The sequence below is a fragment of the Sphingosinicella microcystinivorans genome, from assembly GCF_003634215.1.
GTDB classification, from domain to species: Bacteria; Pseudomonadota; Alphaproteobacteria; order Sphingomonadales; family Sphingomonadaceae; genus Sphingosinicella; species Sphingosinicella microcystinivorans.
Window position 1 is genome coordinate 33,284 of the sequence record NZ_RBWX01000013.1, and the last position, 15,155, is coordinate 48,438.

At 65.1% G+C, this 15,155-nt stretch carries 13 protein-coding genes; 10 read left to right on the plus strand and 3 right to left on the minus strand.

The window, feature by feature from the left end; all coding sequences use genetic code 11:
- Positions 1–31: 31 nt before the first annotated feature.
- Positions 32–2,974, minus strand: a complete 2,943-nt coding sequence (locus tag DFR51_RS18035; protein WP_121053673.1) for a DUF2339 domain-containing protein — start codon at positions 2,972–2,974, stop codon at positions 32–34.
- 109 nt (positions 2,975–3,083) lie between these two features.
- Here DFR51_RS18035 and DFR51_RS18040 point away from each other — a divergent pair, with 109 nt between their 5' ends.
- From DFR51_RS18040 to DFR51_RS18070, 7 genes are all read left to right on the plus strand, one after another.
- Positions 3,084–3,698, plus strand: coding sequence for a TetR/AcrR family transcriptional regulator (locus DFR51_RS18040; RefSeq protein ID WP_121053675.1), 615 nt, complete (start codon positions 3,084–3,086; stop codon positions 3,696–3,698).
- Positions 3,699–3,724: 26 nt separating this feature from the next.
- Entirely contained in the window at positions 3,725–4,885 is a 1,161-nt protein-coding gene (locus tag DFR51_RS18045; protein WP_121053677.1) for a sterol desaturase family protein, read from the plus strand.
- An 18-nt stretch (positions 4,886–4,903) separates the two neighbouring features.
- Entirely contained in the window at positions 4,904–5,581 is a 678-nt protein-coding gene (locus DFR51_RS18050) for an esterase/lipase family protein (protein ID WP_160119070.1), read from the plus strand.
- 151 nt (positions 5,582–5,732) lie between these two features.
- Positions 5,733–7,289, plus strand: coding sequence for a DUF4153 domain-containing protein (locus DFR51_RS18055; RefSeq protein WP_121053681.1), 1,557 nt, complete (start codon positions 5,733–5,735; stop codon positions 7,287–7,289).
- Between the two features lie 10 nt (positions 7,290–7,299).
- The gene (locus tag DFR51_RS18060) at positions 7,300–8,001 is read left to right on the plus strand and encodes a response regulator transcription factor (RefSeq protein ID WP_121053683.1); all 702 of its coding nucleotides are present in this window, start codon (positions 7,300–7,302) and stop codon (positions 7,999–8,001) included.
- 260 nt (positions 8,002–8,261) lie between these two features.
- Positions 8,262–9,569, plus strand: a complete 1,308-nt coding sequence (locus DFR51_RS18065) for a sensor histidine kinase (protein ID WP_243446585.1) — start codon at positions 8,262–8,264, stop codon at positions 9,567–9,569.
- Positions 9,570–9,671: 102 nt separating this feature from the next.
- Entirely contained in the window at positions 9,672–10,226 is a 555-nt protein-coding gene (locus DFR51_RS18070; protein ID WP_121053686.1) for a GNAT family N-acetyltransferase, read from the plus strand.
- Between the two features lie 77 nt (positions 10,227–10,303).
- Here DFR51_RS18070 and DFR51_RS18075 read toward each other — a convergent pair whose 3' ends face one another.
- Both DFR51_RS18075 and DFR51_RS18080 read right to left on the minus strand, forming a co-directional pair.
- Positions 10,304–10,984, minus strand: coding sequence for a GNAT family N-acetyltransferase (locus tag DFR51_RS18075; RefSeq protein ID WP_121053688.1), 681 nt, complete (start codon positions 10,982–10,984; stop codon positions 10,304–10,306).
- Complete coding sequence (locus tag DFR51_RS18080; RefSeq protein ID WP_121053689.1) at positions 10,984–11,481, minus strand: MarR family winged helix-turn-helix transcriptional regulator; 498 nt, start codon at positions 11,479–11,481, stop codon at positions 10,984–10,986. Before DFR51_RS18080 ends, DFR51_RS18075 begins: the two co-directional genes overlap by 1 nt.
- 243 nt (positions 11,482–11,724) lie before the next feature.
- Here DFR51_RS18080 and DFR51_RS18085 point away from each other — a divergent pair, with 243 nt between their 5' ends.
- The 3 genes from DFR51_RS18085 to DFR51_RS18095 all read left to right on the plus strand — a co-directional run bounded on the left by DFR51_RS18085 (position 11,725) and on the right by DFR51_RS18095 (position 15,152).
- Complete coding sequence (locus DFR51_RS18085; protein ID WP_121053692.1) at positions 11,725–13,104, plus strand: L-serine ammonia-lyase; 1,380 nt, start codon at positions 11,725–11,727, stop codon at positions 13,102–13,104.
- A 13-nt stretch (positions 13,105–13,117) separates the two neighbouring features.
- The gene (locus tag DFR51_RS18090; protein ID WP_121053694.1) at positions 13,118–14,284 is read left to right on the plus strand and encodes a serine hydrolase domain-containing protein; all 1,167 of its coding nucleotides are present in this window, start codon (positions 13,118–13,120) and stop codon (positions 14,282–14,284) included.
- 82 nt (positions 14,285–14,366) lie between these two features.
- The gene (locus DFR51_RS18095; RefSeq protein WP_121053696.1) at positions 14,367–15,152 is read left to right on the plus strand and encodes a GNAT family N-acetyltransferase; all 786 of its coding nucleotides are present in this window, start codon (positions 14,367–14,369) and stop codon (positions 15,150–15,152) included.
- Positions 15,153–15,155: the final 3 nt, after the last annotated feature.

Below are 15,155 nucleotides of genomic sequence, written 5' to 3' on the forward strand. Positions count from 1 at the left end.
ATCCAAGTATTTGGCAAACAATGAGAGCGCGTTAACGTGGGTCAGCATTCAGCTGCCGGCTGTAAAGCCAGCCGATGCCGATCAGACTGAAACCGAGCGCGATGAACGATGCGATGCGGAGCAGCCCATCGAGACCCGAGGCGTCGAACAGGAACACCTTGCCCACGGCAGCCACCATCAACACCAGCGAAGCGATCCGCCAGTCGCGATTCTGACGGCGGATGCCCCAGAGCAGGAAACCGCCTGCGAGCCCGATCGCGAGGACGGAGCGGAGGATATCCTCCATCGGCGTCAGCCCGCCCTCGGTCAACAGCGTGCCGTGGAACAGCTGGCGCAGCGTGGCGAACGCGAAGATCGCGACGAGCAGCATCCGCATGATTTCCACCGGTCGGGCCAGGCGCGCCATGATCTCGGGCTCCATCCGCGTGAGCAGCCATAGCGCGGCGGCAGGCAGGCCGAAGGTGGGCACGACGAGGTTCACAAGCGGCCAGTCGCCAACCGCCTGCTCGGCCCACAGCGGATTGAGCAGCACGGCGTTGTAGAGCAGCGCATGCCCGAGCCCGGCGGCCACAAGTGCGCTGGCCGCGCGCGGCCAGCGGCCAAACCGCCACAGCGCGGCGCCAGACCCGATCAGCAGCGCCTGCCATACGCAGCGTTCCGCAAGCGCCAAGGCTTCGACATCGGACGCCGTGCGAAGGTCGAAAATCTGTTTGAAGAGGATGTGCGCCGCGATACCGGCCATCACGCCGATGCCGATCACGGCACCGCGCCGCACGATGGCGGGGAGGCCTTCGAGACGCCAGAGCGCGAAGCCGAGAAGCGCAGCCGGAAGCAGGAGCTGCCGGATCGCTTCGCCCAGGTCCGGGAGCGCGCGGGCCCGCACTGCCGTGCCGGCGAGCGAAAGCATAGCCTGCATCAGCCATTCCAGTGCCGGCAGTGCCGCCCAGAGAAGCACGACCGCGGTCGCAGCGGCAGCCGCGACCGGAAACGTTCGGCGGACGCGCAGGCCAAGCTCGACAGCAAGGACCACGATGACCGCTGCCGTCAATGCCAGCCAGTCCGCAGGGACGACCTGCGCGAGCGTACCGTAGGCGAGAAGCGCGGTCGCAGCCTCGGCCGCGACCCGGCCAGCCCGGAGTTCCCCGCGCCACACATAGAAGCCCGCTGCAAGCGCGACCGAAGCCCAGCGCACGACGGCGTTGATACCGATCAGCTGTGTGTGTTCCACCAGACGCGCAAGTTCGCGCCCGCTGTGTTCGCCAAGGGCGAGAATGACGATGGCGAGGAGCAGGAAAGCCCAGCCACTGCGTTCGACATGGGGATCGCGCGCCGCGATCGACAACATGAGCAGCCCGGCGCTGATCGCGGCGATCGTCACCGGGAGCAGCCATTCGGGGAAAGCAAGGCCGCCGGCGAGCATCAACAGCACGGCTGCGGCCGTAGCGAGCAGTGGGAAGCGCGCATCGCCCTGGCGCGCCGGACTGTTCCAGCCGGTGACAAGACCGGCGGCAGGAAGGCCCGCTGCAACGAGCGCCAGCAGTGCGAAACCACCATCCAGGCCTTCGTCGACGCGGTAGAACTGCAGCATCACCACGGCCATGCCGCCGAGCCCCAGCATGGCGATCTGCGCAGCTTCGATCAGACCGCCGTTTTGCCGCCACAACCGCCAGAGCGCGGGCGCGCCGTAGATGATCGCCGCGGCACCCAGCACGAGAGCGAACGAAATCGCTTCGGGATTGGGCCATGCGCCGGCCAGCAACAACGCGACGAGCAGGCCGACCGCCGGCAGACGGCCGAAGGACGGCTCGCGTACCGCGAGCCAGACGAGCGCAACCGAAAGCAGGCCGAAGAGCCCCCAATGCAGCATCGTGAAACCGCCCATGGCGACGAGCGCCGCCATTTGCGCGGCGGCACCGACGGCGGCGAGGACCCGTATGACAGCGCCGCCCGCCGCACCGAAGGCCAGCAACGGCAAGCCGATACCCATCGCCAGCACGAGCAGGCCGATGGATAGCGAGGACGCGAAATCGAGGACACCGCCCAGGATGAGGATCGCCCCCCAGCCCATTCCGCCGACAAGCGCCGACACGCCAAGCCACATCCAGCGCTGCCGACGCGACAGCGCGCAGAGCCCGCCCACCGCGAGCGCAAGATAGCAGCTGAGCAGCGGCACGTGGGGGTCGCCGGTGCCGACGAGCGCGGGCGTCGCGAGACCGCCAACCAGACCGAGCACAGCACTCGGCGCGCCGAAGCGCACGGACAGCGCCATGGCGAGCGCCGTGACAGCGGCAAGGCCGACGAAGGCCGTTACGGGACCGATCAGCGCGTAGAGGTTCGCGGCAATCAGGATACTCGCGTAAAGCGTTGCGAGGCCTGCGCCCGAAAGCGCCTGACGCACGCGGGGATCGCGCACCGTGTCCTCGCGCCGGAGCGCGAACTCCGCCCCACCGATGAGGCCGCCGCCGAACAACAGTCCGAGCAGAACGCGCACCAACGGCGACAGCAGGCCGGCGTCGATCGAGTATTTGACGATGAGCACACCGGCGACGGCAAGCGTGATGCCGCCCGCCCAGATCGGTAGGCGCCGACCGAACAGATCCTCGAAGCTGAAGGTGCGCGCGGGCTCAGCATCGTCCTGTGCATCGACAGCGATCTCGGGCGCAGCCTCGAACGGGCGGCCCACGCGAAGAACCATGGGTTTGGCGGCAGGTTCAGGCACAGGCGCCGGTTCCATCACCGCTACTTGCTCAGGCTCAGGCTCAGGCTCAGGCTCGGGTTTGGGTTCGGGCTCAGACGCCGCCGCATACTGTTCTGCGACAGGCGGCGCAAAGGCCGGGGCGACATCGACCGCGGAAGGCGTCGCGCGTTGCGGCATGTCTTCAAGCTGCTCAACGCGGGCTTCAAGCCGGGTCATCCGGCGCCGCATGTCGATGACGACCGCTGCCATCACGAGCAGCACAAGCGTGAAGACCATTGTCCGAATTCCCCCTCAGACCATTTCGAGAATCGCCTTTACGTCAAAATTGATCGGTGTTCAATAAAAGAATTAGACAGCGATCAATTCTTTGCGTATCGACCCCGACATGGCCCGCCGCTCCGACCATACACGTGCCGAACTCGAACGGATGATCGTTGTCGAGGGGCACAAGCACATGGGGGAAGTCGGCTTCGCCCGGTTCTCCGCGCGCGAGGTGGCAAAGCGCATCGGCTACTCGATCGGCACGATCTACAACGTATTCGGCAACTACGACCGCCTGATCCTTGCCATCAACACGCGCACGTTCAAGCTGTGGGCGGAATATATGCGGACCGAACTGGCGAACAGACCCGGCGACCGCATTCGCGTTCTCGTCGAGGGCTATTTCGGATTCGCCGAGGCCAACACCAACATCTGGATGGCGATCTACGATCACCGCCTTCCTCCCGACGAAACGATGCCCGAGGCGTATGCCGAACAGCGTTCCGAGCTGACCGAGATCGTTGTGCAGGAGGTTGCCGCCGTCCTGCCAGAAGCCGCGCGCCACCGCGCGCCGCGGCTGGCGCGCTCGCTCGTCGCCACGGTGCACGGTCACTGCACCTTCGCGCTCAACGGCAGCTTCGCACTGCTCGGCGAAACCGAGCCCATGGAAACAGCGCTGGCGCGCGTACGCGAATCACTCGCGGCGGCTGCCGCCGAGACTGGAAAACCGATACCTTAAGTGAGGCGGGAGTGGGGGAGGCACGCATGAAAAGCTGGTTCGACAGGCTGGAGCACGATCTGCAATCGCCGCTGGCGGTCCGCAGGTTCGGTAGCGGCTGGTTTTCCGGTTTCTTCGCGCTGGTGTTCGCGATCGCGGGACTCTGTCTCGTTGCCGCGCTGCGCTGGCCGGATTGGTTCGCGACACCGGAACTGGCGGTCGTTCGCGATTGGCCTGGATTTCGGGGCGCTGTCCACGCGCTTCTCATCGGCGGCTATGCCCTTGCGCTGCTCAGCCTGCTCCTGCGCCCACGCAAGGCCCTTGGGGCGACGGCGCTCGTCATTGCCCTTTGCGCGTCGCTGCTCGGCGGGGCGAACGTCGACGCGCGCGACACGGGCAATGGCGGCATTTTCTTCGGGCTGGACTTCTTCGCGGTCAACATGGTCGCAACCGGCCTGATGTTCGCACCCATCGAAAGACTGTTTCCGCACCGCGCCGATCAGCGCCTGTTCCGGACCGAATGGCGGGAGGACCTGTTTTATTATCTCGTCAGCTCCATGCTCGTTCAGATCATCACCTTCCTTGCGCTTGCGCCGTCATCGTGGGTGATGACAGCAACGGGCGGGCTCGCAGACTTCAGGGCGGCCGTGGCGAGCCAGCCTTGGCCGCTCCAGTTCCTTGAAGTGATGCTGCTGACCGATCTTGCGCAATACTGGTTCCACCGCACGTTCCACCGCGTGCCCTTCCTTTGGGGTTTTCACGCCATCCATCATTCGGCGAAATCCATGGACTGGCTCGCCGGCGCGCGCATGCATTTCGTCGAGATTATCGCGCTACGCGGCGTCACCTCGCTGCCACTGCTCACGGTCGGTTTCAGCCCGTCGGTCATGCAGGCCTACATCGCGTTCGTGTATATCTATTCCTCGCTCGTGCACGCGAACCTGCGCGGTGATTTCAATGCGCTTGGCCAGTTCCTCGTCACGCCTCGTTTCCATCACTGGCATCACGCGATCGAGACCGAAGCGATCGACAAGAATTTCGCGATCCACTTTCCATTCCTTGACCGCCTGTTCGGTACTCACCACCTGCCCCCGAGCGCATGGCCTACGGGCTACGGCGTGCCGGAACGCGTCCCGAACGGCTACCGCGCCCAATTCCTCTACCCGTTTCGGCGATCGCGTCTGATCGCGGCAAAGACGCCCGATTAGGCTCGCGAAATGCTCCCGATGTCCGCTGAAAACACGCGAGGAAGTGTGGTCTTGCTGCACGGCCACGGGCGTACACGCCACTCCATGCGGAAACTCGAACAGGCCTGCCGCCGCGCAGGCTACCGTTCCTTCGCGCTCGGCTACAATGGCCACGGCAAGATGGAGACCATCCTTGCAGGGCTCCACGGTCCAATCACGGCGATTGAACGGGATACCGACGGCCCGATCCATTTCATCACGCATTCGCTCGGCGGCCTCGTGGCCCGCGCCTATATCGCCAAGCATCGCCCGGAGAGACTTGGCAGGGTGGTCATGCTGGCCCCGCCCAACAAGGGCAGCGAACTTGCCGATCTGCTTTCAAGGCTACGGCTGGATCATATTGTCCTTGGCCATTCCAGGCGCTTTTTGACTTTGGGCCGCACACCAGAGCACGAACGTGTGCTCGGCGTGGTCGACTATGACCTGGGGATTGTCGCCGGAACCAGGGCGATCGCCCCTCTCTTCTCAAGGCTTATCCTGCCCACACCCAATGACGGAAAGGTGAGCGTCGCCGCAACCCGGGTCTGGGGCATGAAAGACTTCGCGGTGCTGCCTGTCCCTCACATGCTGATGCCGTGGGAAGGGCGCGTCATCGCGCATTGCTTGCAGTTTCTCGAGCGTGGAGATTTCGGCAAGGGAGAGCCGCAAGCAGCGTAGCGTTGAAAGCCCTGGTGACAGCGCGGGTGGCGGCGGGCTCGGCGCGTCTGCACTGAATCTGCACAGCCGCTCGACAGAATGAGCATCGGTCCTCCCGTCCTGTCTCGACATCGTTGCTGCACAACGCCCTCCCGTCAGCAGGGAGAGCCGAATGTTTGGAATCCGCGCTGTTTATCATAGCTTCTGGATCAAGTTCGGCGCGGCCCTGGCCCTCGTCGCACTCGGCGATGCGCTTTTTTATCAAATGGACCGCGGAGGAAGCACGATCGGCGTGTTTGCAGGCGCGTGGCTGGTGGCTGCATTGGCGGCTGGTCGGGCCATGCGCCACGATAGGCGGGCGCTCATTTGCCTCGGCGCTGCCGGAATATTCGCCGCCGCGCTGGTCCTCAACCCAAGCCCTTTGGCGTGGGTGCTGTTCTGGACCACACTCAGCATGGCCGCCCTGCTTCCGGGAACCGCCGCCTTTGATGATGCATGGCGCTGGCTGCAACGCCTGGTGGTGCACGGGTGCCTCAACATGATCGGACCGGCCATCGACAGCTTCAAGCTTCGCCGACTGCACAGCTTTCCGTCCTGGCAACATGGTATGCGCGGCCTGTTACCCATACTTGTGCTGCCGCTCATCGGTAGCGCTGTCATCCTTACCCTGTTCTCGGCTGCAAACCCCGTGATCGGCGATATGTTCAGCAGACTTTCGCTTCCTGCGCTGTCGGCGTCACAGGTTTTTCGGGCGATCTTCTGGGCGATGCTGTTCACAGTGGTTTGGGGTGCGTTTCGGCCCCGCCGTACCAACAGGCTGCTCTCAACGTTCGACGGCACGGGCGACATGGACCTGCCTGGCGTCAACGTCCTCTCGATCCTGCTCTCGCTCGCGCTCTTCAACATGCTGTTCCTGCTGCAGAATGCTTTGGATATCGCCTACCTCTGGGGCGGCGTTCCACTTCCGGACGGGATGACGCTTGCGGAGTATGCCCATAGAGGCGCCTATCCGCTGATCGGCACGGCGCTGCTCGCCGGCGGCTTTGTCATCGTGACGCTGCGCCCCGGATCGCGGACTGCCTCGCACCCGCACATTCGCACACTGCTTGTGCTTTGGATCGGACAGAACATCTTTCTGGTCGCGTCCACCATGCTGCGCACCCTCGATTATGTGGAAGCCTATTCGCTGACCCGCATGCGCATTGCCGCGCTTGCCTGGATGGCGCTCGTGGCGATCGGCCTCGCGCTCATCTGCTGGCGAATGCTGCGCAGCAAAAGCACGTCCTGGCTGATCAATACCAACTGCGCAGTTGCGGCCTTTGTCCTCGCCGCCTTCTGCTTCGTCGACACAGGGGCAATGGCCGCCGCCTGGAACGTGCGCCACGCGCGGGAGGTCGGCGGGAAAGGTGCCGCGCTTGACCTCTGCTATCTGAACAGCCTCGGTGGCTCCGCGCTGCTTTCGCTCGTGTACCTCGAACAGCAGCGCCTTGCGCCGCGTTTTGCAGCCCGCGTGCAACGCGTGCGCCACGACGTGCTGGGGGACGTGGCCCGGGAGCAGCAGAACGGTTCCTGGACGGTCCGCAACGCCCTGCGGCTGCAGAATGCAAAGCGGCAGCTCGGCAACCCCGTCCCGTTGCCGTACGATAACTGGGATTGCGCAGGCCGGCTCATCCGCCCCGCGCCTTCTCCCGCACCGCCAGCGCCGTTGACAGCGCCGGCTACGCAATGATCATGCAGACATGCCGCGCAAGATCTTGATCGTCGACGACGATGCCCATATCCGCCAACTGCTGGCGTTCGCGCTTGAGAAAGCGGGGCTTCAGACGGCGGACGCTGCGGACGGACAAGCCGGACTGGAGGCCGCCGCGACGGGCAAGCCCGACCTTGTGATCCTCGATATCAACATGCCGAAGATGGACGGGCTTGAGGTGTGCCGCCGCCTGCGGCGCCTGGGCGACACGCCGATCCTCTTTCTCTCGTCCCGTGACGAGGAGATCGACCGGGTCGTGGGTATCGAGCTTGGCGCCGACGACTATGTCGTGAAGCCTTTCAGCCCTCGAGAGGTTGTCGCGCGAGTTCTCACGATCCTGCGGCGGACCAGACCGAAGGCGGACTTGCCTGAACAGAGCCGCATGCGCCATGGCAGACTGTCGCTCGACCTCGATGGCTGGCAGGCACGATGGCAGGATCGAGACGTGGCGCTGACCGTCACCGAGTTCAGCATATTGCGGACGCTCGCATCGGCGCCGGGGCGCATCTTCAGCCGGGACGCCATCATCGACCATTTGCATGGGCCGGGATTTGCCATCACCGACCGCACGATCGACAGTCACGTCCGCAACCTTCGCCAGAAGTTCGAAGCAGCCGGCTGCCTTGATCTCATCGAGACGCGTCCGGGCATCGGTTATCGCCTCGGGAGCTGCGACGGCCCGGCGGTATGATCGGCCGCGCAAAGGCTTTTGTGAAGCGGCACTGGCCGGCACTCAGGCTCCGCACGCTCATCTTCGCCATCCTCCTTTTTGTGGCGGCGCTACCGGGCTTCGGCGCGCTGTTTCTGCGCGTTTACGAGAACACGCTCGTCAGGCAGACCGAAGCGGAACTCGTCGCGCAGGCCGTCGCACTTGCCGCGACGGCGGAAAGCCTTTGGCCTCGCGCGAGCACGCCAGTGAACTCACGGCAAGGCGTGCCGGAGCTGCGGACCATGCGCACGGCGATCGATCTGCGCACGTCGGAGGTCCTGCCGGAACGACCACGCGCAGTTCGCATGCAAACGCCCGCAAGTCCTGAAGCTGTAAAGGCCGCGAAAATATTGGCGCCGATTCTGGAGGCGACCGAGCGAAAGACGCTTGCGTCGATTCAGCTGATCGATCGGCACGGACGGATCATCGCCGGTTATGAAACGGGTGGGCGCTATGCAGGTGTGCCTGAAGTCGAGGCTGCCCTGCGCGGGGAACAGCGAACGGTGTTTCGCCGCAATGGCGGTTACCAGCCGCGGTATTCGTTTGAATGGTTGAGCCGGGCCTCCGCGCTGCGGCTGCACCATGCCCACCCCATTGTCGTGAACGGTCAGGTCGAAGGCGTGCTGCTGCTTTCGCGTTCGCCGCGCGCACTCTTCCGAGGGCTCTACGAGGACCGGGGCAAAATTCTTGTCGGGGTAGCGGTGATCTTCTTCCTGCTTGTCCTTTTGTCAGGTGTTCTCGCTCGAGCGATCGTTCGTCCAGTCGAGGCGCTCAGCCGCGCCACTCGAGATGTCGCCGAAGGGCGCGGCAGGGTTCCGCCGGAACCGGAGCTTTCGGTCGTGGAAATTCGGCAGTTGTATGCGGATTTCAGAACAATGGCCGAAAGCCTCGAACGCCGATCGAGCTACATCAGGGACTTCGCCGCTTCCGTCAGCCATGAGTTCAAGACGCCACTGGCAGGCATCCGCGGCGCGATCGAACTGATCGAGGACCACGGGGACGCGATGAGCCCAAAGGACCGGCACACGTTCCTCGCCAACATGTCGGCAGATGCCGATCGCCTCTCCGTTCTGGTCGGCAGGCTGATGGAACTCGCCAAGGCCGACATGCGCGTTCCGGACTCCGCCTCGTGTACGGACCTTGCTGCCGCGCTTGGCCATGTTGCCGACAGCTTCCGGAGTACCGCATTCAGCATAGAGATTGTCTGTCCGCACGACTTGCCGAGCGCCCGCATTGAAGGGACAGCGTTCGAAGCGATCGCGACCGCGCTCATCGAGAACAGCCGGCAAGCGGGCGCGACCTCGATGAGGATCGCCGCGGGGCAGGATGCGGACACAATTCGCGTCGACTTCGTCGACAACGGCCCCGGAATAGCTGAAGGGGACCGCGACCGGGTCTTCTCGCCGTTTTTTACGAGCAAACGAGATCAGGGAGGCAGCGGTTTGGGGCTGTCCATTGCACGCGCATTGGCGTTGGCGAACGATGCGGACCTGCGCCTGGATCCGTCGGAAGCCGGCGCTACGTTCAGACTGGCCATGCGGCTAGCTTGAAACGCGGGGGCGGAATCAAAAAGACAAAAATCTATCTTAATTTTCAATCACCCCCGTGCGCGTCATTGACAGGCTTTGACAGGCTTTTTCAGAGTATCGGACATGCAGATCATTGAAACCGAGCGCCTGATCCTCAGGCCCTTCCGGGAGGGCGATGCAGCGGATCTTTTCGCTTATCTGCGCGCGCCAACCGCCCCTTGTTTCCTCTCGCTTAAACTCTCGGACCTCGCCCAGGCGGAGGCCGAGGTCAGGAAGCGCGCGGTTGACGAGGGCAGCGTGGCAATATGCCTGAAGGAGACCGGTCAGGTCATCGGTGATCTGTTCGGCGGAGCCGGAGACGAGGAGGAGGACGGGACCGCCTCAGTCGGCTGGCACCTCAATCCGCAGTTCGGTGGTCGGGGATATGCGTTTGAAGCCGCGAAAGCCCTGTTCGACCATCTTTTCCGCGTAATGGGCTTTCGCCGACTTTATGCCTATGTCGAGGACCACAACACGCCCTCGCAGCGCCTGTGCGAAAAGCTGGGCATGCGCCGGGAAGGCGTTTTCATCGAGTTCGTATCGTTCACCAACGACGATGCGGGCAATCCGATCTACGAAAACACCATGCAATACGCCATCCTGCGCCGCGAGTGGATGTCTGGCGCGTCAGCCGTTTGACGGCCGCTTGGCGGGACCGGCCGCGTTGAATGCGGGCGATAACGTGGACGTCGTTTTCCTCGTCTCCCGGCGAACGCTCAGTCCGGGCGGCGGAGGAAGGCGACGTTCATGGGGCGGCGCAGGGTGAAGCCGATTGACTCGTAAAGCGTGATCGCGGGCGTGTTTGATGCGAAGGCGTGGAGGAAGGGCTGCGCGCCGCTTTCGAAGATCGCCTGCATGGCATGGAGCGAGAGCCGCTTGCCGAGGCCCTCGCCGCGATGATCGGGATGCGTGCAGACGCCGCTCAGCTCCGTGTAGCCGGGCTGGCGCATCCGTTCCCCCGCCATGGCGATGAGCGCGCCGTTATGGCGCACGCCCCAGAACCGGCCGAGCGCCAACGCTTCGAGCGAGAAGGGGCCGGGTTTCGTCAGTTCCGCGAGGGCGAGCATCGCCTCTGCATCGTCCCAGTCGAGGGGCACGATCTCCGGATCGGGAAGCGGGTGGGGCGGCTGCACTGCGAGCATCTGGACGGCATCCGCGGTCGATACGGTTCCAAAGCCCGGCGGCGGCACGATGGGATCGGCCATCAGCAGGACCATAGTTTCCCCCGGAGCCGCAAGCGCACCAAGCGCGGCGAGCGCGGCCGGGCTGTTGTCGATGCTTGCTGCCATTGGGCCGATGGACGTGCGGTAGCGGCGCGCGAGGGCACTGCCCTCCGCAACATCGGCATGTAGTGTGCTGAGTGCGTGCCAGATCGGCCGGTCGAGAACAGGCGCCATCACAGCGACGGTTCCTCTTTCAGCGCGGCGATGCGCTCGGGCAGGGGGATAGCGTGAAGTGCTGCCTCCAGCGCATCGAGCTGATCGAGCAGCGGCCCCGCGAGCGGTGCACACAGATGGGCGACCGCGCGATCGATCTGCGGCCACATTTCGGCCCGCAGACGTGCCACGAGCGCCTTTCCGGCTCGCGAGAGCGCGACGAGGCGGACACGCGCATCGCCTTCGGATTTCAGGACTTCAAGAGAGCCCGCCTCGACAAGAAGCCCCACCGCGCGCGTGGCCCCTGGCTGCGTAATGCCGAGCGCAAGCGCGAGATCGCCGACGGTGACCGGGCCGAGCCGCTCAACGGCCACAAGCACCGGGCACTGGCTTGCCTGAACGGATAGTCCTCCCGCATCGAGAACGCGCTGCGTTTCCGATTGCAGCTGTTCCCCGATCCTTCGCAGCCTGGTGCCAAGAGACAAGTGACCGAGCGCGCGCACGACATCTTCGACCATGATTCATTCAATCCATAAGTAGATATATAACTGATTATATAAATGCATATCGCAGGAGACAAGGGGCAAGACCAAGAAGTCGGCACGACAACATCAGCGGGGCTGGCAAAGGGCACTACGATCGCGACGGCCTGAACGGCGCAGGTGGCGAGGCGCGGGCTTTGCGCTTAAAAGACCCTCGAAGTTGGACGAGGGACCGGAACGCGCATGACTTTGGAGCAGGCAGTGACAAGCACGGCGACGATGAGCGCCGCGCGCAAGGCAATGGCCGAGCGGCCGATCAGCGTGACCGAGGTCTTCACGATCGGCATCGGGCCATCGAGTTCGCACACGGTGGGGCCGATGCGCGCCGCGCTCGCCTTCGCGGAGGCCGCGGTGAAGCGCGGCAAGGTGCGTGCGGTCGCCTGCGACGTTTACGGTTCGCTCGCGCTTACCGGACGGGGGCACGCCACGGACACGGCGATCATCCTGGGCCTTGCCGGAAACACGCCGGAGAGCCTTGATCCCGATGCTGCCCCGGCAATGCTCGCGCAAATCCGCGGCGAAGACAAATTGCCGCTCGCCGGCGGGCGCAAGGTGACATTCCGCGAGGCCGATCACCTGCGCTTCCGCATGGGCGAGTTCCTGCCCGGCCACCCGAACGCCGTGCGCTTCGAGGCGCATTACGAGGGCGGTGAGACGTGGATGGCGACCTATTTCTCGATCGGCGGGGGCGCGATCCTGCGCGAGGGCGAAACCGCGCAGCGCGTCAACATCCGCCTGCCGCATCCGTTCGAATCCGCCGCCGATCTGCTGCGGCTCGGCGAGGCGACGGGCCTTTCGATCGGCGACATGCTGCTTGAGAATGAACTCGCGTGGCGGAGTCGCGAGGAGACGGAGAGCTTCCTCGATAGCGTGCGCGCAGCGATGCTCGGTTGCATCGAGCGCGGCTGTCAGTCGGTAGGCGTACTCCCCGGCGGGCTGAAGGTGAAACGACGAGCAAGCGATATCCAGCGGTCGCTGACGGCGCGCGGACCGCGCATCGACCCGTCGGCCGTGTTTGAGTGGGTGAGCCTGTGGGCGCTCGCGGTGAACGAGGAGAACGCCGCCGGAAGCCGCGTGGTGACGGCGCCCACGAACGGCGCCGCGGGCGTGCTCCCGGCCGTGCTTAAATACTACGAGGTGTTCACGAGCGCGCCGACGCCCGCCGGAAGCCGGCTGCTGCTCGCGACCGCTTCGGCGATCGGCATCCTCTACAAGAAGCGCGCGTCAATCTCGGCCGCCGAGATGGGTTGCCAGGGCGAGGTGGGCGTCGCCTGCTCGATGGCGGCGGGCGGGCTCGTCGCGGCGCTCGGCGGCAGCAACCGACAGATCGAGAACGCCGCCGAGATCGGCATGGAGCACAACCTCGGCCTCACCTGCGATCCCATTGGGGGCCTCGTGCAGATTCCCTGCATCGAGCGCAACACGATGGGCGCAATCAAGGCGATCAATGCCGCGTACCTCGCGCTCCACGGCGACGGGCAGCATGTGGTGAGCCTCGACGCGGTGATCGAGACGATGCGGCAGACGGGCGAGGACATGCGCTCGCAGTACAAGGAAACCAGCCTCGGCGGGCTCGCTGTCAACGTTGTCGAGTGCTGATCCAGCGCGCCTGATGCTGCCGCCGCCGATCGACTGGCGCGAGGCCGGGCTCGGCATCGGCGAGACCGTGCCCGAGGATCGTCGCGTGACGGGCGCGAACTGGCGGACGTGGCCGTTCAATCGCTGGGCATTCCAGCACACGCGGATGCTGGTGCCGTCCGTGCCGCTCGCGGGCGCGGATACACCTGCGCCGCTTCCCGAAAGCCCCGCCGATCTTTCCGGGCTGCGCTTCGCAGGCGAAGACGGCGAGACGATCGACTGGGAAACCTATGTCGCCTCCACCTACACGGACGCGATGATCGTGCTGCACCGGGGCGCGGTGATCTACGAAACCTATCGCAACGGCATGACCGCGGGGACGCCGCATCACCTGTTCTCCGTGACCAAGTCGGTTGTCGGCCTGGTCGCGGAACAGCTGATCGCGGACGGTGCAATTACGGCGGACCTGCCAACCGCGGCGGCGGTGCCGGAACTTGGAACAAGCGCGTTCGCGGGAACGACGCTGCGGCAGCTTCTCGACATGACGGACGGCATCGCCTTCGACGAGGACTACGCCAATCTCAATTCCGACGTGCATCGCTATTCGGCGAGCTATTGGACGCCGGAAGTGGCGCCGGGCGGGACTTTGCCCGCACTCGCAACACTCGACCGCCGCGAGGCCGCGCCGGGAACCGCGTTCCGCTACCGCACGCCGGTCGCCGATGCCGCCGCATGGGTGCTGCGCCGTGCCACAGGACGCTCGCTGGCGAGCCTCGTTTCCGAACATGTCTGGCGGCCGGCGAGATGCGGCGACGCAGCGCATTTCCTGCTCGATACGGGCGGCCACGAGATCGCCGGATCGGGGCTGAACGCCACCGCCCGCGATCTGGCGCGGCTGGCGCGTTTCCTGATGGCCGGCGGCCCGGTGGCGGACGCGCTGATCGCGGGCGGCGACCGCGGGCTGTTCGCAGTGGGCGCGGCAAACATGCGCCCCGACCATAGTTATCGCGGCTTCTGGTGGGTGAACCACGCGCCGCCGGCCGCATTGATAGCGATGGGCGTGTATGGCCAGCGATTGCATATCGAGCCGGAAAACGACCTTGCGATCATCCGACTCGCTTCGACACCGCTTCCTTCCAATATCGCCAGCGACCCCCTGCACGGCCGCGCTTTCGCAGCCCTGCGCACGCACCTTCGCTGACGCATTTCCGTCACCAGAGCGACGCTTGGCCGAAACACGCGCGTGCGAAATCCGCCATGGTCACACATCCGGGGGATACGCCATGCGTCTCATTGAAAACACGGCCCGCGACACACGTCTCAGCATCCGCCTTGCAGACAGCGAGGCCGACGTTCGCGCCGCGCAGGCGCTGCGCTATCAGGTCTTTTTCCGCGACATGGGGGCTGCACCGGGCAGCGGCGCGAGCGGTCTCGACATCGATCCCTACGACCGGTTCTGCGATCACCTGCTGGTTGAAGAGACGGGGGCGGACGGCGCGCGTGTCGTCGGCACGTACCGGCTGCTCCGCCAAAGTGTCGCGCATCATCACGGCGGCTTCTACAGCGCCTCCGAATACGACCTCGCCCCGCTCGAGGCGCACGCCGCACGGCACGGCGGCGAGCTTCTGGAACTCGGGCGCTCCTGCGTGGCGCCGGAATATCGCGACACGGCGACGATCCAGCTGCTGTGGCGCGGCATCGGCGATTATCTGGCGCAGCGGAGCATCGGCCACATGTTCGGGTGCGCAAGCTTCCCCGGCACCGATCCCGATGTTCACGCCGCCGCGCTCGCCTATCTCCACCACAATCACCTCGCGCCGCAGGATCGCCGCGTGAGCGCGCACGCCAGGCACTTCACCGACATGGCAAGGCTTTCCATCGGCGGATACGATCCCAAGGCAGCCTGGCGCGCGCTGCCGCCGCTCATCAAGGGCTACCTGCGTGTCGGCGCAATGGTCGGTAGCGGCGCCTTCATCGACCGGCAGTTCAACACGATCGACGTGTTCATGATGATGCCGGTGGATGCCATCGCAGCACGCTACGCGAAGCGCTTCGGCGCAGCCGCCTAGGCC

What these genes read in the sequence shown, in the direction of transcription:
- DFR51_RS18070 (WP_121053686.1), top strand. Translation starts at nt 9,672, where the DNA reads ATGCAGATCATTGAAACCGAGCGCCTGATCCTCAGGCCCTTCCGGGAG.
- DFR51_RS18040 (WP_121053675.1), top strand. Translation starts at nt 3,084, where the DNA reads ATGGCCCGCCGCTCCGACCATACACGTGCCGAACTCGAACGGATGATC.
- DFR51_RS18090 (WP_121053694.1), top strand. Translation starts at nt 13,118, where the DNA reads ATGCTGCCGCCGCCGATCGACTGGCGCGAGGCCGGGCTCGGCATCGGC.
- DFR51_RS18075 (WP_121053688.1), bottom strand. Translation starts at nt 10,984, where the DNA reads ATGGCGCCTGTTCTCGACCGGCCGATCTGGCACGCACTCAGCACACTA.
- DFR51_RS18060 (WP_121053683.1), top strand. Translation starts at nt 7,300, where the DNA reads ATGCCGCGCAAGATCTTGATCGTCGACGACGATGCCCATATCCGCCAA.
- DFR51_RS18050 (WP_160119070.1), top strand. Translation starts at nt 4,904, where the DNA reads ATGTCCGCTGAAAACACGCGAGGAAGTGTGGTCTTGCTGCACGGCCAC.
- DFR51_RS18065 (WP_243446585.1), top strand. Translation starts at nt 8,262, where the DNA reads ATGCGCACGGCGATCGATCTGCGCACGTCGGAGGTCCTGCCGGAACGA.
- DFR51_RS18055 (WP_121053681.1), top strand. Translation starts at nt 5,733, where the DNA reads ATGTTTGGAATCCGCGCTGTTTATCATAGCTTCTGGATCAAGTTCGGC.
- DFR51_RS18045 (WP_121053677.1), top strand. Translation starts at nt 3,725, where the DNA reads ATGAAAAGCTGGTTCGACAGGCTGGAGCACGATCTGCAATCGCCGCTG.
- DFR51_RS18095 (WP_121053696.1), top strand. Translation starts at nt 14,367, where the DNA reads ATGCGTCTCATTGAAAACACGGCCCGCGACACACGTCTCAGCATCCGC.
- DFR51_RS18080 (WP_121053689.1), bottom strand. Translation starts at nt 11,481, where the DNA reads ATGGTCGAAGATGTCGTGCGCGCGCTCGGTCACTTGTCTCTTGGCACC.
- DFR51_RS18085 (WP_121053692.1), top strand. Translation starts at nt 11,725, where the DNA reads ATGAGCGCCGCGCGCAAGGCAATGGCCGAGCGGCCGATCAGCGTGACC.
- DFR51_RS18035 (WP_121053673.1), bottom strand. Translation starts at nt 2,974, where the DNA reads ATGGTCTTCACGCTTGTGCTGCTCGTGATGGCAGCGGTCGTCATCGAC.